The 18,716-nt window shown below is 54.6% G+C and carries 18 protein-coding genes and 1 riboswitch; of the genes, 10 read left to right on the top strand and 8 right to left on the bottom strand.

Features of this window, described 5'->3' with window-relative positions; genetic code table 11:
- Positions 1 to 163: 163 nt before the first annotated feature.
- Positions 164 to 1,294, top strand: a complete 1,131-nt coding sequence (locus F3J28_RS02740) for an acyltransferase family protein (RefSeq protein ID WP_166872483.1) — start codon at positions 164 to 166, stop codon at positions 1,292 to 1,294.
- A 173-nt stretch (positions 1,295 to 1,467) separates the two neighbouring features.
- Positions 1,468 to 2,367 (top strand): lipid kinase YegS, encoded by a 900-nt coding sequence (yegS, locus tag F3J28_RS02735; RefSeq protein ID WP_166872480.1) that lies wholly within the window; start codon positions 1,468 to 1,470, stop codon positions 2,365 to 2,367.
- A gap of 200 nt (positions 2,368 to 2,567) precedes the next feature.
- On the opposite strand, the gene fbaB is transcribed toward yegS, so the two are convergent.
- Positions 2,568 to 3,620 (bottom strand): class I fructose-bisphosphate aldolase, encoded by a 1,053-nt coding sequence (fbaB, locus tag F3J28_RS02730; RefSeq protein ID WP_008455139.1) that lies wholly within the window; start codon positions 3,618 to 3,620, stop codon positions 2,568 to 2,570.
- Positions 3,621 to 3,879: 259 nt separating this feature from the next.
- Here fbaB and F3J28_RS02725 point away from each other — a divergent pair, with 259 nt between their 5' ends.
- From F3J28_RS02725 to F3J28_RS02715, 3 genes are read left to right on the top strand one after another with little or no spacing between them, the layout of a single operon-like run.
- Positions 3,880 to 5,172 (top strand): nucleoside permease, encoded by a 1,293-nt coding sequence (locus tag F3J28_RS02725; protein ID WP_166874392.1) that lies wholly within the window; start codon positions 3,880 to 3,882, stop codon positions 5,170 to 5,172.
- 2 nt (positions 5,173 to 5,174) lie between these two features.
- Entirely contained in the window at positions 5,175 to 6,188 is a 1,014-nt protein-coding gene (locus F3J28_RS02720; RefSeq protein WP_166872477.1) for an ADP-ribosylglycohydrolase family protein, read from the top strand.
- A complete protein-coding gene (locus F3J28_RS02715) occupies positions 6,175 to 7,155 on the top strand; it encodes a PfkB family carbohydrate kinase (RefSeq protein WP_166874389.1) in 981 nt (326 codons plus the stop codon). The genes F3J28_RS02720 and F3J28_RS02715 overlap by 14 nt, the downstream gene beginning before the upstream one ends.
- Here the strand turns inward: F3J28_RS02715 and F3J28_RS02710 are convergent.
- The 4 genes from F3J28_RS02710 to F3J28_RS02695 all read right to left on the bottom strand — a co-directional run bounded on the left by F3J28_RS02710 (position 7,129) and on the right by F3J28_RS02695 (position 9,840).
- A complete protein-coding gene (locus F3J28_RS02710; RefSeq protein WP_166872474.1) occupies positions 7,129 to 7,875 on the bottom strand; it encodes a GntR family transcriptional regulator in 747 nt (248 codons plus the stop codon). The two genes, F3J28_RS02715 and F3J28_RS02710, sit on opposite strands and share 27 nt — an antisense overlap.
- Before the next feature lie 86 nt (positions 7,876 to 7,961).
- Positions 7,962 to 8,762, bottom strand: coding sequence for a bifunctional hydroxymethylpyrimidine kinase/phosphomethylpyrimidine kinase (gene thiD / locus F3J28_RS02705; protein ID WP_166872472.1), 801 nt, complete (start codon positions 8,760 to 8,762; stop codon positions 7,962 to 7,964).
- A complete protein-coding gene (gene thiM / locus F3J28_RS02700) occupies positions 8,759 to 9,547 on the bottom strand; it encodes a hydroxyethylthiazole kinase (protein WP_166872469.1) in 789 nt (262 codons plus the stop codon). Before thiM ends, thiD begins: the two co-directional genes overlap by 4 nt.
- A 38-nt stretch (positions 9,548 to 9,585) precedes the next feature.
- Positions 9,586 to 9,682, bottom strand: a riboswitch (TPP riboswitch).
- Entirely contained in the window at positions 9,679 to 9,840 is a 162-nt protein-coding gene (locus F3J28_RS02695; RefSeq protein ID WP_166872466.1) for a hypothetical protein, read from the bottom strand. It overlaps the preceding riboswitch by 4 nt.
- Positions 9,841 to 10,036: 196 nt before the next feature.
- Here F3J28_RS02695 and F3J28_RS02690 point away from each other — a divergent pair, with 196 nt between their 5' ends.
- Together F3J28_RS02690 and lpxO are read left to right on the top strand one after the other, a co-directional pair.
- On the top strand, positions 10,037 to 10,972 hold the full coding sequence (locus tag F3J28_RS02690) for a YadA C-terminal domain-containing protein (RefSeq protein WP_166872464.1): 936 nt from the start codon (positions 10,037 to 10,039) through the stop codon (positions 10,970 to 10,972).
- A gap of 138 nt (positions 10,973 to 11,110) precedes the next feature.
- Entirely contained in the window at positions 11,111 to 12,013 is a 903-nt protein-coding gene (gene lpxO, locus F3J28_RS02685; RefSeq protein WP_166872461.1) for a lipid A hydroxylase LpxO, read from the top strand.
- 65 nt (positions 12,014 to 12,078) lie between these two features.
- Here the strand turns inward: lpxO and F3J28_RS02680 are convergent, their stop codons facing one another.
- Positions 12,079 to 12,690, bottom strand: coding sequence for an FMN-dependent NADH-azoreductase (locus F3J28_RS02680; RefSeq protein ID WP_205247066.1), 612 nt, complete (start codon positions 12,688 to 12,690; stop codon positions 12,079 to 12,081).
- A gap of 255 nt (positions 12,691 to 12,945) precedes the next feature.
- On the opposite strand from F3J28_RS02680, the gene F3J28_RS02675 reads away from it, so the two are divergent.
- Positions 12,946 to 13,881: a LysR family transcriptional regulator gene (locus tag F3J28_RS02675; protein ID WP_166872455.1), complete on the top strand. Its 936-nt coding sequence runs from the start codon at positions 12,946 to 12,948 to the stop codon at positions 13,879 to 13,881.
- Here the strand turns inward: F3J28_RS02675 and F3J28_RS02670 are convergent.
- Together F3J28_RS02670 and hopBF1 are read right to left on the bottom strand one after the other, a co-directional pair.
- Positions 13,868 to 14,323, bottom strand: a complete 456-nt coding sequence (locus tag F3J28_RS02670) for a GNAT family N-acetyltransferase (protein ID WP_502706863.1) — start codon at positions 14,321 to 14,323, stop codon at positions 13,868 to 13,870. The genes F3J28_RS02675 and F3J28_RS02670 overlap by 14 nt on opposite strands.
- Positions 14,324 to 14,334: 11 nt before the next feature.
- A complete protein-coding gene (gene hopBF1, locus F3J28_RS02665) occupies positions 14,335 to 14,946 on the bottom strand; it encodes a T3SS effector protein kinase HopBF1 (RefSeq protein ID WP_166872452.1) in 612 nt (203 codons plus the stop codon).
- A gap of 189 nt (positions 14,947 to 15,135) precedes the next feature.
- Here hopBF1 and F3J28_RS02660 point away from each other — a divergent pair, with 189 nt between their 5' ends.
- Together F3J28_RS02660 and F3J28_RS02655 are read left to right on the top strand one after the other, a co-directional pair.
- Positions 15,136 to 16,266, top strand: a complete 1,131-nt coding sequence (locus F3J28_RS02660) for an ABC transporter substrate-binding protein (RefSeq protein WP_166872449.1) — start codon at positions 15,136 to 15,138, stop codon at positions 16,264 to 16,266.
- A gap of 190 nt (positions 16,267 to 16,456) precedes the next feature.
- Positions 16,457 to 18,589, top strand: coding sequence for a TonB-dependent receptor family protein (locus F3J28_RS02655; protein ID WP_166872446.1), 2,133 nt, complete (start codon positions 16,457 to 16,459; stop codon positions 18,587 to 18,589).
- The last annotated feature ends 127 nt before the right edge of the window (positions 18,590 to 18,716 follow it).

Here is an 18,716-nt window from a genome sequence, read left to right as displayed (position 1 = left end):
GCAACGCCCACCGCCAGATGCTCACTTTTCATCCATCGATAATAAATATTGTCCAGGTCATTAACCTCACTCAGAAAAAAACACTGATTTTGAAAAAAGAAATTTATGTGTCCCTATAAAGAAAATTAGTTATTATTTGCCGATAAATCTATTGAGGTAGTCTATGGATAAGAAACTTGAATCGCTCCAGGCTCTGCGCGGCATCGCTGCATTTTTAGTCATTTTTTTTCACTATCGTTTTTTCCTCAAGGAACAGGGCGAAACGGGGCAGAATATTTGGGATGCGTTGTTTGGCTGGGGAATTATCGGCGTTGATATTTTCTTTGTCATTAGCGGCTTTATTATGATCTACACAACCCAACATTACGCTGCAAAAATATCTTCAGCAAAACGGTTTCTGATAAACAGAGCAATACGCATTATTCCTTTATACTACACAGGTCTCCTTATTGCATTTTTTCTATCTGGTGCAATGAGTACCTTTCATTATCCTGACAAAGTACAAAACTTATTTAGCGCACTTACATTCACCGTTTACAAGACATCTATAACACCACACTACATTGATGATGGTGGCATGTATAACGTCCGTTGGACACTTAATTATGAAGTTTATTTTTATATCGCATTTGCCCTATGCCTGCTGGTTAAACGTCGCTTATTAGCGCTGACTGGCTTTGGGATTTTAATGGTCGGCATTATTCCCTTTATGGCAGGTTTTCAACCTACCATAGGGATACAAGGTTACCCTTTCTCGTCGCCAGCCCTGGGGCTGTTGACCAACCCTCTTTTTCTTGAATTTATTATTGGCGCAGCAGCTGGATATCTATATATTAAGCTAAAGGATAAGTTCCTGTCTAATAATATGCTTATCGCTGCGGGGTTGATCGCTTTATTTTTATTCATCTATATTGCATTTGGAATAAAAAGTGGAGAAATTCGAGCCTTTAACATTGAAAGCACAATATTAATCGCTTCATTTGTTTTATTTTTAACGCTTGGCGAGCCTGTCATTAAAAAAATCATCCCGCGTGTATTAGTTTATCTCGGCGAGATTTCATTCTCACTCTACTTGCTTCATGGTGCAATTGGAATTGCCGTAATGAAAAGAATGTCGTCATTTGAACCGGCTGAATACAGAGGTGCAGCCACTGTATTAATCGCAATTTCATTATCTATATTCGTTGCTCACTTAACACATAAAAATATTGAGGTACGATTAACCCGGGTATTAAAAAACAAATTTCTGCCAAGGTCAGAGTCGCGGCAAATTACGGAGAATCCGGCTGGCTAACTGCCGACCTGCGGTCCAAATTCCACCCGTTTTGCCGGGCGATACTCCGGGTGGAAAGCGATCGCAGGGCTGTCTCTATGTCCTTTCTTTTTTCCGCTGATTCAGCCAGTTCTTACTCCTCCGCGCCAGCTTTGCTCTACACTTTGATAATGCTCACTTTTCTGAGGTAAGTCATGGAGAGATCCCCGCATTCATTTTTGATTCTGAACGGCAAAGGCGCCGGTAACCCACAGCTGCGCGAGGCCGTGCATACGCTGCGTGAGGAAGGTTACACCCTGCATATCAGGGTGACCTGGGAAAAAGGTGATGCCAAACGTTACATTGACGAAGCCCTGAGCCTCGGCGTAGACACCGTGGTTGCCGGCGGCGGTGACGGCACAATCAATGAGATTGCCACCTGCCTCGCGAAACTTTCTGCGGGCAGCCGCCCGGCATTGGGCATTCTCCCGCTGGGGACGGCCAACGACTTTGCCACCAGCGTCGGTATTCCTGAGGACTTTGAAAAAGCGCTGCGCCTCGCGCTGTTTGGCAAAGCCGCCAATATCGACCTGGTGCAGGTCAACGATGAAGCCTTCTTCATCAACATGGCGACCGGTGGATTTGGCACGCGCATCACCACTGAAACGCCGGAAAAACTCAAAGCAGCGCTTGGCGGCGTCTCTTACTTTATTCACGGTTTAATGCGTATGGACATGCTCAAGCCGGATCGCTGCGACATTCGCGGAGAAGGCTTTAGCTGGCAGGGCGACGCATTAGTGATCGGTATCGGTAACGGTTGCCAGGCCGGCGGCGGGCAACAGCTTTGCCCGGAGGCGTTGATCAACGACGGGCTGCTTGATCTACGGATTTTCACCGGCGAAGACCTGCTTCCTGCGCTGTTGACTACGCTCACGCGCCCGGATGAAAACCCGAACATTATTGAAGGGAAATCGGCCTGGTTTGAGATTTCGGCCCCGCACGATATTACCTTTAACCTGGACGGGGAACCGCTGAGCGGACGGCATTTTCGCATTGAAGTGCATCCGAATGCGCTGGCCTGTCGTTTACCGCCTAATTGCCCGCTATTGGGGTAAGCCAGCACGGTGAAGCCTTTTCCCCTCTACCCGGCCCTCTCCCCAAAGGGAAGAGGGGGAAAAACAGGTGACAGGGAATATAATTTTCTCTCTCCTCCCAAAAGGGAGAGGGTTAGGGTGAGGGTAATAATGCCACAGTATAAAAATTCGCATAAAAAAGCCCTCATAAAAGAGGGCCTTATAACCTTACTCAACAGAGCTTAAGCGATAGTCACTTTCTCATTCAGGTAAACATCCTGCACGGCGTTGATCAGCTTCACGCCGTCGGCCATTGATTTCTTAAACGCTTTGCGCCCCAGAATCAGCCCCATACCGCCCGCACGTTTGTTGATCACCGCCGTACGCACCGCATCCGCCAGGTCAGTTTCACCGCCTGCGGCACCACCAGAGTTGATAAGGCCGGCGCGGCCCATGTAGCAGTTAGCCAGCTGGTAGCGCACCAGGTCGATAGGGTTGTCGGTGGTCAGCTTGCTGTAAACTTTTTCGTCGGTGTAGCCAAAGTTTACCGCTTTATAGCCGCCGTTATTCTCCGCCATTTTTTGCTTCACAATATCGGCCCCGATAGTCGCCGCCAGGTGGTTAGCCTGCCCGGTTAAGTCGGCGCTGACGTGATAATCCACCCCGTCTTTTTTAAACGCGGAGTTACGCAGATAGGCCCACAGCACGGTGACCAGGCCAAGTTCATGCGCACGCTCAAAGGCGGCCGAGATCTCTTCAATCTGGCGGCGGGATTCCGGTGAACCAAAGTAAATCGTGGCCCCGACAGCAACGGCGCCCATGTTGAAGGCCTGCTCTACGCTGGCGTAAAGCGTCTGGTCGTAGGTGGTCGGATAGCTCAACGTCTCATTGTGATTAAGCTTCACCAGGAACGGAATGCGGTGGGCATAGCGGCGTGAAACCGAGGCCAGTACGCCATAGGTAGAAGCCACGCAGTTACAGCCTGCCTCAATGGCCAGTTCAACGATGTTTTTCGGATCGAAGTAGAGCGGATTCGCGGCGAAAGAAGCCCCCGCCGAGTGTTCAACGCCCTGATCGACGGGAAGAATAGAGAGGTAGCCAGTCCCAGCCAGACGCCCGGTGTTGTACAGCGTCTGCATGTTTCGCAGCACCGCAGGCGGGCGATTGTTGTCTACCATCACCCTGTCAACGTAGTCCGAGCCGGGCAGATAAAGCTGGTCTGCCGGAATGGTCATACAACGATGCTGTAACAAGCCGTCGGCATCTTTGCCAAGCAACTGCGCAATATCAGTCATAATACGCTCCCGTAAAGGCAGCGAGCCCCCTGCCCGCTGCGCATGAAGAATCCTGTTCTGCCGGGTCGAAAAAACCGGCCGCACTAATCCTGGTACCGACGGCGGGGATTTGCCAGTTCAAGCGCACTTTTGCCTCCTTTCCAGGAGTAAAGCCAGGTGGCCACCCCTGCTATTTTTGCAAAGGCGATCATAGAATCGACGCAAAGGTATTTAAAAGGTATTATTAATTGGTATGGTTAAGGCACACCCTACACCTGTCATGAAGGTCCTGAGCATGAAACGTACAACGATTAGCCTTTCGTTCATGATGTTTATGGAATGGTTTATCTGGGGCGCCTGGTTTGTGCCCCTGTGGCTGTTCCTCAACAAAAGTGGTTTTACCGCCGGTGAAATCGGCTGGTCCTACGCCTGCACCGCCATCGCTGCTATTCTGTCTCCTATTCTGGTCGGCTCGCTGACCGACCGCTTCTTTGCCGCACAAAAAGTACTGGCGCTGCTGATGTTTGTCGGCGCCGGGCTGATGTATCTGGCCGCCCAGCAAACGGAGTTTGTCTATTTCTTTCCGCTGCTGCTGGCTTACTCGCTCACCTATATGCCGACCATCGCGCTGACCAACAGCATCGCGTTTTCCAACGTCGACGACGTGGAGTGTGATTTCCCGCGTATTCGCGTGATGGGCACCATCGGCTGGATTGCCTCCGGGATCGTGTGTGGCTTCCTGCCGCAGATAATGGGCTTTAGCGATATCTCGCCAACCAACGTGCCGCTGCTGATCACCGCCATCAGCTCGGTTATGTTAGGCGTATTCGCGTTGTTCCTGCCGAACACGCCGCCGAAAAGCACCGGCAAGCTCAGCCTGAAGGTGATGCTGGGCCTGGACGCACTGGTGCTGCTGAAGGACAAAAACTTCCTGGTCTTCTTCTTCTGTTCCTTCCTGTTTGCGATGCCGCTGGCGTTCTACTACATCTTCGCCAACGGCTATCTGACCGAAGTCGGGATGCATAACGCCACGGGCTGGATGACGCTTGGCCAGTTCTCGGAAATCTTCTTTATGCTGGCGCTGCCGTTCTTCACTAAGCGCTTTGGTATTAAAAAGGTTCTACTGCTGGGCCTGATCACCGCCGCCATCCGCTACGGCTTCTTTGTGTACGGCGACGCGTCGCACCTGTTCACTTACGGCCTGCTGTTCCTCGGCATTCTGCTGCACGGCGTGAGCTACGACTTCTACTACGTCACCGCCTACATTTACGTAGACAAGAAATCCCCGGTGTACATGCGCACCGCGGCGCAGGGGCTGATCACCCTTTGCTGCCAGGGCTTCGGCAGCCTGCTGGGCTACAGCCTCGGCGGCAAAATGATGGAAAAAATGTTTGCTTACTCCTCACCGGTGAACGGTCAGACCTTTAACTGGGCGGGGATGTGGGGCTTTGGCGCAATAATGATTGCCGTCATCGCCGTGCTGTTCATGGTCTTCTTCCGCGAGTCGGACAAAGAGATTGCTGCCATCGCCGTTACCGGTGATGAATCTGAAAAAGTATTAAAGGAAGCGTAACAATGGAAAATCGTATTCTGGGAGCCTTTTACGGCCAGATGTTAGGTGATGCGATGGGGATGCCGTCCGAACTGTGGCCGCGCTCGCGGGTGAAGGCCCACTTCGGCTGGATAGACAAGTTCCTGCCGGGCCCGGCAGAAAACAACGCCGCCTGTTATTTTGCCCGCGCTAAGTTTACCGATGACACTTCGATGGCGCTGGCGCTGGCGGACGCCATCATCGAGCACCACGGGGTTATCAACCCGGATGCCATTGGCCGCCATATTCTGGCGTGGGCAGAAGGGTTCGACGCGTTTAACAAAAACGTGCTCGGCCCGACGTCGAAAATAGCCCTGAATGCGATTAAACAAGGCACGCCGGTAAGCGAGCTGGAAAACAACGGCGTAACCAATGGGGCGGCGATGCGTGCCTCCCCGCTTGGCTGCCTGCTGCCCACCGCCAGTCTCGATGAGTTTGTGGACGAGGTCGCGTTAGCTTCGAGCCCGACGCACAAATCAGATCTGGCCATTGCCGGGGCAGTCGTAATTGCCTGGGCCATTTCCCGGGCTATCGACGGCGCAAGCTGGGCCACAATTTGCGATGAGCTGCCCTCCATCGCCCGCCACGCGCAGGAAAAACGCATCACGACATTTAGCGCGTCCCTCGCGGCACGCCTGGAATTAGCGCTGAGCGTGGCAAGAAAAGCGCGCGGCACCGAATCCGCCATGGAAGAGATTTACCAGCTGGTCGGCACCGGTACCAGCACCGTTGAGTCGGTACCGGCGGCGATTGCGATGGTCGAACTGGCGAAAACCGACCCTAACCGCTGCGCCATCCTGTGCGCCAATCTCGGCGGAGACACCGACACCATCGGCGCCATGGCCACCGCTATCTGCGGCGCGCTGAACGGCGTGGAAAGCATCGACCCGGCGCTGAAACAGGAGCTGGATGAAGAGAACCAGCTCGACTTCACGCGCTACAGCCGCATCTTTATGGCCTATCGCCAGCAAAGAGAGGCCAACCATGAAGCCAAATGAACTGCTGAGCAAACTGCCCCAGCTGCAGGCTCAGCGCCCGGTTTGCGTGCTCGGTTCGGCGGTGATTGACGTCATCGCCGACGCCTACGCCCTCCCGTGGCGCGGCTGCGATATCGAACTGCATCAGCAGGGCGTGAACATTGGCGGCTGCGCGCTGAACATCGCCATCACGCTTTCGCGCCTCGGCATTGACTCGCAGAACGCGCTGCCAATTGGCCAGGGCACCTGGGCCGACATTATTCGCAACAGCCTGGAAAAACAGCACATCCGCAGCGAGATCCACACCGATACGGGAGATAACGGCTGGTGCCTGGCGCTGGTCGAACCCGACGGCGAACGCACCTTTATGTCGTTTCGCGGCGTCGAGCATCAGTGGAATCAGGCCTGGCTTGACGGCCTGACCATCCCGCCAGGTAGCCTGCTCTCGCTCTCTGGCTACCAGCTTGCCGGGCCGTGTGCGGAACTGCTCGTGGGCTGGCTGGAGTCGCTGCGGGCAATTACCCCGTTCATCGACTTTGGCCCGCGTATCGCGGATATCCCGCAGCCGCTGCTGACGCGGATTATGGCCTGCAAACCGATTGTTTCGCTCAACCGTCAGGAAGCGGCGATTGTTGCCGAATGGCTTGACGTGGAAGCGGAAAATATTGAAGCGATTTGCCGTGCATGGCTCACCCGCTACGGCAGCCCGCTGATCGTTCGTTTAGATAAGGACGGCGCGTGGTTTGCAGCCGGCGATAGCATGGGGATCGCTGCGCCCTTCCCGACTACCGTCGTGGATACCATCGGCGCGGGCGACAGCCACGCGGGCGGCACAATTGCGGGCCTGGCGGCAGGCTGGAGCCTGGAAGAAGCAGTCAGCCTCGGGAATGCGGTAGCCAGCTACGTGGTCGGCCACCGGGGCGGGGACTGCGCGCCAAAACTCGCGCAGCTCGAGCAAACCTTACTCCTCGCAGACGAAAACGTATAAGTCGCTGCGGCAATGGCTGATGCTGTACTCAATGGGCCGGTTGAGCGGGTCGAACGCCACCTGTTTGATGACCAAAACCGGCACCGGCGTTTCCAGTTTGATGTGTGACTGGAATTCGCTGTCCGGCATTCTGGCGCTGACCCGGCTGCGGGTGCGCTGCGGAATAATGTTCTGGCTGCGGAAGTAGTCGTACAGCGAAACGCCAATCTCATCCGGGTCGGCAATCAGCCCGGTCGGCACGTAAGACTCTTCGATAGACACCGCATCTTCATCCACGTAGCGAATGCGCTTGAGCAGAAAAACCTCGCTTTCCGCCGGGATCGCGAGCTGTTCAGCCACGTCTGCCGGGCATTTCACCACGCGTTTGTTCACCCACAGCGTATTTGGCTTTTTACCCCGAAGCACAACCTGCTGCGAAAAGCCCCTGGCCTCTTTCAGCGAATACTCAAACGTCGCATTAATTTGCGTCCCGTAGCCGCGCGAACGCGTCACCACGCCGTCATCTTCCAGCGCCTGCATCGCCTTGCGCACGGTAATGCGTGACACCCCCGTAAGCTGGCTGAGATCGCGCTCCCCCGGCAGGATATTGCCCTGCGGCAACAGGCCCGCGCGCACGGCGTTTTTCACCGTTTCGACAAACTTGAGGTACAGAGGAGCGTTATCCGGGGCGGCAAAGCGCTGTTTGAGCTGTTCAACTAACTGGTGATGAGCCTGTTCCATGGTACGCAATTGTCCGGCAGGGAAGATGAAGCCAGTATAGTACCACTGGTATTACGCTGGCTAAAAACTTCTCTCTTAACTGACAGTTACCACCATTCGTGAAAGTGATGTACCGGGCCGATACCGTGCCCGACCTCCAGCGAATCCGCCTGAGCCAGCGCCTTCGACAACCAGATTTTTGCGGCAGCCACGGTTTGCGCCCAGTCGTCATGGCGGGGGCGGAGCGCAGCCAGCGCGGCAGATAAAGTGCAGCCGGTGCCGTGGGTATTTTTTGTTTGCACGCGCGGGGCGGTAAAGCGCTGGACATCGTGGCGAGTAAATAGCCAGTCCGGGCTTTCTGCGTCGTCGAGGTGCCCGCCTTTCATCAGCACAGCCTCGCAGCCCATTGCCAGCAGCGCTTCACCCTGTTCGCGCATCTCTTTTTCACTGCGCGCGTGGGGCGCATCCAGCAGCGCTGCCGCTTCCGGGAGATTGGGCGTGATCAGCGCGACATGCGGCAATAGCTTCCGACGTAAGCTTTCCACCGCCGACGGGGCCAGCAGCGGATCGCCGCTTTTCGCCAGCATCACCGTGTCCAGCACCACGTTTGGTGCCTTATAGAACGCCAGTCGCTCTGCGACGGCTTCAACGATATCGGCCTCTGCCAGCATGCCAATTTTTGTGGTGTCTATTCGCACGTCGCTCAAGACAGAATCTAACTGCGCCGCCACAAACTCAGGCTCAATACGGTAAACGGACTGCACGCCGCGGGTATTCTGCGCCACCAGCGCAGTGATCACGCTTGTGCCGTAAGCGCCGAGCGCGGAGAAAGTTTTCAGATCCGCCTGGATCCCCGCCCCACCGCTTGGGTCGGTTCCGGCAATAGTTAATGCGTTGATGCGTTTCATGCCAGTCCCTCCGCATTCAGCAGATAAAGGGCGTCGAGGAAGGCTGGGGTAAAACTGCCCGGCCCACGGCTGGCGGCGATGGCCTGCTCGCCGGCAAGCGACATAAAGCGGCAGGCGCTGGCGACGTTGTCCAGCCTGTCTCCCGGTAAAGCGCAGCACGCAGCAACCACGGCGGAAAGCGCGCAGCCGGTGCCGACCACACGCGTCATGAGTTCTCCCCCGCCGGTCACGGCAAACGTTCGTTCGCCGTCGGTGACGTAATCAGTTTCTCCGGTTACGGCAACCACTGCACCGGTTTCGCGCGCCAGCCTTTGCGCCGCCGGGATCGCCGAAAGTGCATCATCGGTGCTGTCTACGCCACGGCCTCCGGCCTGCTCCCCTGCCAACGCCATGATTTCAGACGCATTACCGCGAATGGCGGCTGGTTTCAGTTGAATAATTTCGCGAGCGAAACGCGTGCGGAAAGCCAAACCACCTACGGCGACCGGGTCAAGTGCCCACGGCGTTTCGGCGCTATTGGCGGCGTGAATAGCAGCCAGCATCGCCGCCGCGCGTTCTGAAGTCAGGGTGCCAATGTTGATCAGCAGCGCGCTGGCAAGCCCGCTAAACTGTGCCGCTTCTTCGGCTTCAATCACCATCGCCGGGGCAGCCCCAAGCGCCAGCAGCACGTTAGCGGTAAAGGTTTGCACTACGTCATTGGTCATGCAGTGAACCAGCGGCGAATGCTGGCGGAGGTGGTGCAAAACGGAGGCGGCGGTTGCGCCGGGTAGCAGGTCAGGTTGCATAACAGTAAGGCTCCTGTCCGGCGTGAAAGAAGGGACGCCGGACAGGCATCTGACTTCCCTACGCTGGCATTATCCAGATCAGGTGGTACGGGTATTTCTCAGCCTTCACAAGGAAGGGCACCCCGAGTCATTTACAGCAATATGTTGTGATTAATGCAGGTCATTAATCCGTGCAGAGGATGGTAATGCCAGCGGGAAGTCTTGTAAACGGCAAAAGAGGTCATCATCCCGTCGAATTTAGCCGCTCCACGCCCTTCTGCCATCAAGCTGCCCGCGAGTAACTGCACTTTCAAACGTAAGCTCCTCACCTCTTTTCACCCCGATTGTAACAGCGGTGTGAGCAGCCTGGCACCAGCGCAAATAATGAATGTGAACGCCCTGTTTTATCGCTTTTAAACACTCTCCACTAAGAATTTTCTTATGATTTAGATCAAGGATTGCATTGTCACATTCCGGGATAGTTCCTCGCCGTTATTAGTGCACTCAATAATGCATTGGAACGTTCAATTTATTTATGGTGAGAGAAAAATGAAATCCTTTAACTTTGGTCAATCAATGGCTTTGGTGTTTATTTTGGTCCTTTCGACTTCAGTCAGGGCTGATGTGGTAAGCGGCTTCTATAATAATATGGTGAATAAATCTATTACCTGGCAGGAAGCAAAGGCCAGTTTTGAAAGTATGGATGCGTCGCAGCAGCAGGCTGTACGGGATTACGATCGCGCCCATAATACAAATTACACAAGCGATTTTGTAGGTAAGGTTACCACTACGCCGCATCTCGATGCTCCCCACTCAATCGTCGCCAGCACGCTTGCCCCTTCAACGGCGATAATTATGGATCCGGTTGTACCGTCCACAGCCGATAAAAGTTCACACCTGGACAGCCCGGTGACGGATGCCGACCGCCAGGCAGCCAAAGATAAAGCGATGATCGAATATGTCCAGTCTCAGGTTAAAAACGGCGCTGATGGTAAAAACGGGACCAACGGTATTAATGGCAAAAATGGCCTGACGACAACCGAAACGAAACTTGATACGGCAACGCAGGTACGCGTATCCACTAACGCTAACAATATTTCTTTAAATACGGAACATGCGGAAAATAATACCCGCCTGATTCAGGCCAACAGCCAGTCGATAGACAAATTAAATAATGCATTTTCTGCATTAAAAGACGAAGTTAACAATAATCAGAAAGAGGCCAACGCGGGTATCTCTGGCGCGATGGCAATGAGCAATATACCTCAGGTGATGAATAATCAAACCGTGGCTATAGGGGCAGGGATTGGCGGCTATGAAGGTGAAAATGCTTTAGCCGTGGGCGCCTCTACACGTATCGGAAATGCTGTTGTTGTGAAAGCCACCGTCAGTGATGATACAGAAAACAATGTGGGTTACGGCGCGGGGTTATCTGTAGGCTGGTAAGTTTTTTCAGGCAACATTTACTTCGCTAAAACCACTGCTAAGCTCTATTTCAGCGCCTTTTCAAAGGCGCATTTTTGGCAGTCGGGGCTTTGGCCCGGCAGGGAATGAGCAAAAAAAACACAGTGGTCAGATAACAATATGAAATATATTATTTTACTCATCATTATTATTTCAGTGGTCTATGTACATTACCGCGGCAAGATTCGTTTTCGTTTCTGGCGGCAGCTGTCGGACCATTCCACGTTTACCGCCCCGCTTAACGGTTTTATGTATCTTTTCTCCAGGGTGCCGAATACGCCCTATTTAACGCCGGAAACCTTTCCCGAGCTGACAGCGCTGCGGGAAAACTGGGAAGTGATTCGCGACGAAGGTATGCATCTGCAACAAATGGAGCAGATAAAAGCCGCGGATAAATTTAACGACGCCGGTTTCAACTCCTTCTTTAAAACAGGCTGGAAGCGCTTTTACCTGAAATGGTATGAAAACGCCCACCCGTCGGCCAGCATACTGTGCCCGAAAACCACCGAACTGCTGCGCACCATTCCTTCCATCAAAGCTGCGATGTTCGCCACCCTGCCCGACGGCAGCCGCCTGCCGAGGCACCGGGATCCGTACGCCGGTTCGCTGCGTTTTCACCTTGGACTTGCGACCCCGAATGACGATCGCTGCTTTATTGAAGTGGACGGGAAGCGCTATAGCTGGCGGGACGGCGAAGGCGTGCTGTTCGATGAAACCTATATTCACTACGCGGAAAACACCAGCGGCGAAAATCGCCTGATTCTGTTCTGCGACGTGGAAAGACCGATGCGCTACCGCTGGGCTCAGGCGGTTAACCACTGGCTGGGGCGCAACCTGATGAGCGCCGCGTCGGCACCTAACGATGAAAACGACCGCATCGGTGGGATCAACCGCGCTTTCCGCTACATCTATCAGATTCGTATCGTCGGCAAGAAGTTAAAAAGCTGGAATAAAACGGTGTATTACATCGTGAAATGGATCCTGTTTGGCGGGATTGCCGTGCTTATCTGGCGGGCGTTTTAGTTCACCTCCGCAAAATAAACGAGCCTTTGCAGTAATAGCCAGGGCTCGTTATCCGTTATCCGTAATCAGGCCAGTGACGCAATCTGGCTTTTGGCATCGGCGAGTGCGGCGCTTTTCGCTTCGTCGCCACGGCTCAGGTTTTCTGCGCGAATAATGGTCACATCGGTCAGGCCAATGAAGCCCAGTACCGCTTTCAAATAGGATTCCTGATGCTCCAGGAATGCCGCCGGGCTGTCGCCGGTGTACTGGCCGCCGCGAGAAGACGCGATAAACACTTTTTTGCCTTTTGGCAGCAGGCCTTCCGGGCCGTTGGCGCCGTACTGGAAGGTACGTCCAGCCACACACACACGGTCGATCCACGCCTTAAGCTGGGATGGAATAGAAAAGTTGTACATCGGCACGCCAATGACAATCACGTCTGCGGCGAACAGGTCGTCAATAAACGCCCCACCGGCCGCGAGATCTGCACCCAGCTCAGCGTCGGTCACTTCCGCGCCCTGGAAAGCCGCAATGTGCTTGTCGGACAGGTGCTGAGCCGGGGACTGCACCAGGTCGCGGTAAATCACGGTGGCACCGGGGTGCAGCGTTTTCTGGCGGGCAACAATCTCCGCCGACAGCTGGCGGCTGACGGAATAACCGCCCAGAACACTGGTATCAATATGCAGGATAGTCGACATCGTTTTAGCCTCTGAAATGGAGTCTGATTTAGGGGATAAGCGCGTTAAGAGTTTTTTTAGAGCCGTTAACATAGGTGTGCTCAATCTTTAAAATTCGCGGAACATGGCAGCCACTATGCCACCGCCTTTCTCACCCGAACAGCCGTTATATTTCGATGCAATCCATCGCCATGTCCGATACATCATCGCCAATGACAAACCCATGCCGAAGGGCTATATTGCGCTTCATCCCTTCACTGCCAGGCAGGAACCACAATGCTGGACGGTATTTCGCTGGACCAACTTCGCACGTTTATTGCCGCCGTCGACGAAGGCAGCTTCTCTGCGGCTGCTCGCAAGATGTACCGCGCCCAGTCGGTGATCAGCGATTTGATTAAGGGGCTCGAAGCCCAGATCGGCGTGCAGCTGTTCGACCGTTCCGGCCGCTATCCAAAGCTAACGCCAGAAGGTGAGGTGCTGCTGATCGACGCCCGCTGCATTGTTTCTGGTGTTGATTTTATGAAGGCGAGAGCGCGCGGTATGTCGTCGGGGCTGGAATCGGAACTTTCGGTGGTGGTGGACGTATTCTTCCCGCTGGAGGCGATGACTTCGGCGGCCAAAGCCTTCCGCGAACAGTTTCCCGGCACGCCGCTGCGTCTGTTTGTAGAGGCGCTGGGCGGTGGCTACAAACCGGTGCTTAACGGCAGCGCAGGGATTGGTATTCTGGGCTCACTGCCGGATATGCCGGCCTCGCTGACCGGGGAGCGTCTGACCGGCGTTTCGCTGGTGATGGTAGCCGCGCCCGATCACCCGCTGGCGCAGTTCAAAGGCATCATTCCGAAATCCGAACTGACCAAACACGTTCAGCTGGTACTGACCGACCGCTCGGAGCTTTCCAAAGGGAAAGAGTTTGGCGTGATGTCACCTTCCACCTGGCGGCTGGGCGATCTGCTGGCCAAACACGCCTTTTTGCTCGATGGCCTCGGCTGGGGCAGCATGCCGTCACACGTTGTCGAACGAGATATTCGCGAGGGGCGGCTGGTGCGGCTGAACATTGAGGATGTTCCGCCGGCAGGGCTCGCGCTGCCGATGTTTGGCGTCTACCCGATTGCCTCCCCGCCCGGCCCGGCCGGACGCTGGCTGATTGAACGGCTTAAAAACCTCTGCCCGGCAAAACTGGCCGCCAGTTCGCCCAAAACTAGCGGCGAGTAAGCAACCGGTGAGTCACCCTCTCCTCACCGAAAACGGCCTGAAACCCGGCGGCCTCATAAAAAAGAAAGGCGTGTTCGGGAGCATGGGTGTTATAAAAATCAAACCAGTGGTCTCCGCCGGCAACCAGGGCCTGCAGCAGTTGCTGCCCTGCTCCTTTTCCCCGCCAGGCCGGGCTAAGGTACAGGTGTCGAATACGCCCCGCGCGTTCGTCTGCTGAAAACGGGTCGCGATTAAGCCCGCCAATGCCGACCAGTTCCTCACGGGCAAAGACACCGAGTAGTTTTTCTCCGGGCAAGTCAAAACGGTTTTCTCCGCTAAGCCAGTTGGCTTCAAGCCGGCGCAGCATATTGTAATGTTCCTCAACGCTTTGCGCTTTGAGTGAGGCAAAGCCTTTGTTATCTGGCGTCACCAACATTATTCGTAGCACGTTTATCCCTCCCATTAATCCCACTGCTAGTCGCTATCAATATCCAGCAGGTTATTTAAAGCATGAGCCCGCAGCTCGTTAACTTTACTGATGCTTTTCTCCGGCGAGGAGCGAATCACATCGCGCGGATCGTTAATCAGCACGCGGCCATGGCTATCGACTAAGAATTGCAGATCGTCGATATGCAATTCATGATTTTTCAGCTTGTTAATAATGGCGTTACAGTCGGCCAGGACGTTTTGATTGAATTTCTTATCGTCCGGCAGGCTTTTCTTATTATTCACGATATCTTCGGAATCAAAAGCGTTGTGAATGTAGTCTTTCTCCACGCCCACGTGACCGCCATGTTTAATCAATGCATGAGCGTCCACCACGGGAAAACCGAGATGCTTAAGCTGTTTGGTCGTTTCCAGCTCTTTTAAAGCGTACTGCTCCGCTGAAATGGTGCCGGTGGTGCCGGGTCTGAACAGGCACAGGCACTTGCGCGGATCCTGTCGTGAGTGAAAAACATCTTTTTGACTGCCTGCGCCAATTTTCTGCCCCAGCGACGGTACATCCTGAAACGCCGTGGCCGGTGTCTGTACATTAGACGTATGAAAGTGCTTCCCTTGAGCTGCATTGCTTGAAACGGTATACACGATGGACTCTCCTGTGTGGTTCAACACCACGGTTCAGTAAAGCCCTTGAGTGGCCAAAGCAGACGACAGGTTCCCGTCAGCCTCGCCCTGGCATCTTTCGTAACCAGAAAAATTCCCGCGTCCCCATTCCAAACGCTATGAGATCGATTATCATTCCCTTCCTAAATTTTCCCGTTCTGAAGGTCATCCATGTTCACAGTGTTTACCGCCAAAGCTCGCTGGCTGCTCGCCGCCGTTGCCCTGCTGAGCTTCGCCGCCCAGGCCGCCCCGATTGTTGTTACCGACGTAGCGGGCCGGGAAGTGACGCTGCCCCATCCGGCAAAGCGCGTGATGCTGGCCGATGCGCGCGCCCTGCTGGCGCTGAATATTATTCACCCGAAGGATCCGCTGGAAAACATCATTGCCTGGGATAACTCACTGAAGACCAAAGCGCCCGATCTGGCGGACGCCTATGCGCGAAAATTCCCCCAGGTAAGCAAAATTACGATGTTTGAAAATCCGTACTACACGGATTTCAGCGTTGAAAAAGCGGTCGCCTTACAGCCGGATCTGATTATTTTTGACATCGGCGTGCTGGCCAAACTGAAGAACAGCGGCGTGCTGAGCCAGCTGGAAAAAGTGGGTATTCCGGTGCTGATTATCGACTTCCGCCAGCAGCCGCTGACCAACACTTTGCCCAGCATTGAGCTACTGGGCAAAGTGTTTGATGAGCAGAAAAACGCAGACGCCTTTATTCAGCACTACCAGCAGCGGATGAACCTGGTGCGCGAGCGCGTGGCGACGCTGAAACCTGAGCAGCGCCCGAGCGTGTTTATTGAACGAGCGGCGGGCATTCGCGGCGACGAATGTTGCCAGACCTTCGGCAAGGGCAGTTACGGACAGTTTATTGATACCGCCGGCGGGAACAATATTGGCAGCAAGCTGTTCCCGGAAATGAGCGGCCAGGTGAATACCGAGCAGGTTATCACCAGCAACCCGGACTTTTACCTGATGACCGGTGCCGACTGGAACCGCGGTAACCGTTCGCCAAAAGCCGTGCCGCTGGGCTATATGGCCGATAAAACCGTGGCAGAGCAGAAGCTCAAAGGGCTGATGAACCGGACCGGCATTAACGTGCTCACGGCGGTGAAAGAGAAGCGCGTGATGGCGATTTACCATCAATTCTACGACTCTCCGCTGAACTATATTGCGGTGGAAACTATCGCTAAGTTCCTGCACCCGGATTTGTTCAAGGACATCGATCCGCAGGCCGACATCGAGCAGGCTCATAAGCAGTTCACCGCCCTGGATTACAGCGGCGTGTTCTGGGTTACCCCTTAACAGCCTGAATTCCTGGTCTGTTCATCTGTACTGCCGAGCGGTCATCCAACCGCTCGGTTTTTTTTGCTTACTTTTCGCCTTATCCCGAATTATTCCGCAACAAAACTATTTACTTGAAAATAATTATCATTAAGATTGTCATTTCCAAAAAAACTCATAACGACAACCCCATAATTCTATAGGAATGATGATGCGCCCCCTTTTTCGTGTCTCTCTCCTGGCAAGCGCGATAGCATTTGCGCTGCCAGCGCTCGCCGCTGATAACACACAAACAGATAAAGCTCCCGCAGATAAAAAAGCTGACGACATTACCGTCGTCGGCAACTGGCTGGATAATCCGGACACCAGCACCGTGCTGCTTAACCACCCCGGCGCACGCTCGATCGTGACAGATCAGCAGCTTCGTGAGCAAGGTTCAGAGACGCTAGCCGATGCGCTAAAAGGCATTCCGGGCGTGCAGGTGCGTGACAGCAACGGCACCGGCGGCAGCGACATTTCCCTTAACGTTGGCGTGCGCGGCCTGACTTCTCGCCTGTCCCCACGTTCAACCATCCTGATGGACGGCGTGCCGCTCGCGGTTGCCCCTTACGGCCAGCCACAGCTTTCCATGGCGCCGCTAGGCATGGGCAACATTCAGTCCGTGGACGTGGTTCGCGGCGGCGGCGCAGTGCGTTATGGGCCGCAAAACGTTGGCGGCGTGATTAACTTTGTTACCCGCGACATTCCGAAAGAGTTTGGCGGCACCGTCAGCGCGCAGACCCAGGGCGCCAGCCACGGCGGCCTGAAAACGCTGACCAGCGCGTCCGTGGGCGGCACGGCGGATAACGGCTTTGGTGCAGAACTGCTCTACTCCGGCCTGCACGGCCAGGGCTACCGTGAAAGCAACGACAATACCGACATCGACGATTTCATGCTGAAGACCAAGTACAACTTCACCGATCGCGATGAGCTGCAGGCTAACTTCCACTATTACGAAGCCCAGTCAGGTATGCCAGGCGGCCTGACGACCGCACAGTATGCGAAAGATCCGTTCCAGTCGGACCGCCGCTGGGACAGCTTTGAAGGCCGCCGCAAGGACATGTCCTTCAAATATAAACACACAGAAGACGATAAAAAGCTGGAAGTCCTGACCTACTTCACCGACAGCTACCGCAGCAGCGATCTGGAGTATTTCAAGGGCAACAAACGTACCCTGAACTCAGCGCCTCGCAACTACTCCACCTGGGCGATTGAGCCAACCTATTCTCAGCTGTTCCGCTTCTGGGATATGTCTCATGAAGTCACCCTGGGCTACCGCTACCTGAACGAAACGTCGGACGAGAAAGGTTACCGCACGCCAAAAGCGTATGATCCTTCGACAACCTTCACCAAACCGGACATGACCGAGTACTACCAGCACAGCTCGGGCGGTACTGCAGCGAACGCTTTCTATATTGATGATGCCATCAACGTCAGCGACTGGACGATTACGCCGGGTCTGCGCTATGAAAGCATCAAAACGCACACCAGCGACTCCTTCCAGAACATCGATCGCGAGAAGACCTACAGCCAGCCGCTGCCTTCTATCAGCGTGATGTACCATATGTCTGATGCCTGGAAACTGTTCGCCAACGCCAGCACCTCCTTCGGCAGTATGCAGTACTTCCAGCTGACCCGCGGCGGCAGCGGCAATCAGCCGGCAGCCGGCCTGACCCCGGAAAAAGCGCATACCTATGAGTTTGGTACCCGTTATGACGACACCGCGCTGAAGGCTGAAGCGACGCTGTTCTACATCGACTTCGACGATCAGCTCCAGTACATCAACAACATTGTGGGCTGGACAAACCTCGGTGCAACCAAACACCAGGGCCTTGAACTGGCGCTAAATTACGATCTGAGCGAAGTCAACCGCGCACTGGACGGCGTGAGCGTATACACCACGTACACATACACCAAAGCCACCAGTGACAAAGGGGACTTCGCCGGGAAAGATCTGCCGTTCTACTCTCGCCAGGTTTACACCGTGGGCACCCGCTACGCGACCGGTAACTGGGTATGGAATCTGGACAGTTTTGCGCAGTCTAAACAGAGCTCTCCGGGTACCGGGCCGAACTACATCACCGACGAAAGCGCGGACGGGCAGTTTGGTAATATCGCAGGCTATATGGTGTGGAATATGCGCGGCGAGTACGACTTTGGGCCGTCGCTGTCTCACCTGAAGCTGGGTGCCGGGATTAAAAACCTGTTCGATCAGCGTTATTACACACGTTCGAATGACAATAACTCCGGGAAATACGTAGGTGAGCCGCGTACCTACTTCGTACAGGCTTCGATGGCGTTCTGATAACGACCCTCCCCCTACCCCTCTCCCTAAAAGGGAGAGGGGATAAAACGGTATTTCTCCCCTACCTTCTGGGCAGGGAGAGGGGAAAAAGCTTTGGTTCTTAGATTTTTCTCCCTCGCCCCTCTGG

This window comes from Enterobacter sp. Ap-1006, from assembly GCF_011752835.1.
Classification (GTDB): domain Bacteria; phylum Pseudomonadota; class Gammaproteobacteria; order Enterobacterales; family Enterobacteriaceae; genus Cedecea.
The sequence above is the reverse complement of the archived record's forward strand: the minus strand, read 5'-3'. Positions and strand labels throughout refer to the sequence as shown.

Excerpts from the sequence above, each read along its gene's own strand:
- F3J28_RS02740 (WP_166872483.1), top strand. The coding sequence starts at position 164 with ATGGATAAGAAACTTGAATCGCTCCAGGCTCTGCGCGGCATCGCTGCA.
- yegS (WP_166872480.1), top strand. The coding sequence starts at position 1,468 with ATGGAGAGATCCCCGCATTCATTTTTGATTCTGAACGGCAAAGGCGCC.
- fbaB (WP_008455139.1), bottom strand. The coding sequence starts at position 3,620 with ATGACTGATATTGCGCAGTTGCTTGGCAAAGATGCCGACGGCTTGTTA.
- F3J28_RS02725 (WP_166874392.1), top strand. The coding sequence starts at position 3,880 with ATGAAGGTCCTGAGCATGAAACGTACAACGATTAGCCTTTCGTTCATG.
- F3J28_RS02720 (WP_166872477.1), top strand. The coding sequence starts at position 5,175 with ATGGAAAATCGTATTCTGGGAGCCTTTTACGGCCAGATGTTAGGTGAT.
- F3J28_RS02715 (WP_166874389.1), top strand. The coding sequence starts at position 6,175 with ATGAAGCCAAATGAACTGCTGAGCAAACTGCCCCAGCTGCAGGCTCAG.
- F3J28_RS02710 (WP_166872474.1), bottom strand. The coding sequence starts at position 7,875 with ATGGAACAGGCTCATCACCAGTTAGTTGAACAGCTCAAACAGCGCTTT.
- thiD (WP_166872472.1), bottom strand. The coding sequence starts at position 8,762 with ATGAAACGCATCAACGCATTAACTATTGCCGGAACCGACCCAAGCGGT.
- thiM (WP_166872469.1), bottom strand. The coding sequence starts at position 9,547 with ATGCAACCTGACCTGCTACCCGGCGCAACCGCCGCCTCCGTTTTGCAC.
- F3J28_RS02690 (WP_166872464.1), top strand. The coding sequence starts at position 10,037 with ATGCATTGGAACGTTCAATTTATTTATGGTGAGAGAAAAATGAAATCC.
- lpxO (WP_166872461.1), top strand. The coding sequence starts at position 11,111 with ATGAAATATATTATTTTACTCATCATTATTATTTCAGTGGTCTATGTA.
- F3J28_RS02680 (WP_205247066.1), bottom strand. The coding sequence starts at position 12,690 with ATGTCGACTATCCTGCATATTGATACCAGTGTTCTGGGCGGTTATTCC.
- F3J28_RS02675 (WP_166872455.1), top strand. The coding sequence starts at position 12,946 with ATGCTGGACGGTATTTCGCTGGACCAACTTCGCACGTTTATTGCCGCC.
- F3J28_RS02670 (WP_502706863.1), bottom strand. The coding sequence starts at position 14,323 with ATGGGAGGGATAAACGTGCTACGAATAATGTTGGTGACGCCAGATAAC.
- F3J28_RS02660 (WP_166872449.1), top strand. The coding sequence starts at position 15,136 with ATGTTCACAGTGTTTACCGCCAAAGCTCGCTGGCTGCTCGCCGCCGTT.
- F3J28_RS02655 (WP_166872446.1), top strand. The coding sequence starts at position 16,457 with ATGCGCCCCCTTTTTCGTGTCTCTCTCCTGGCAAGCGCGATAGCATTT.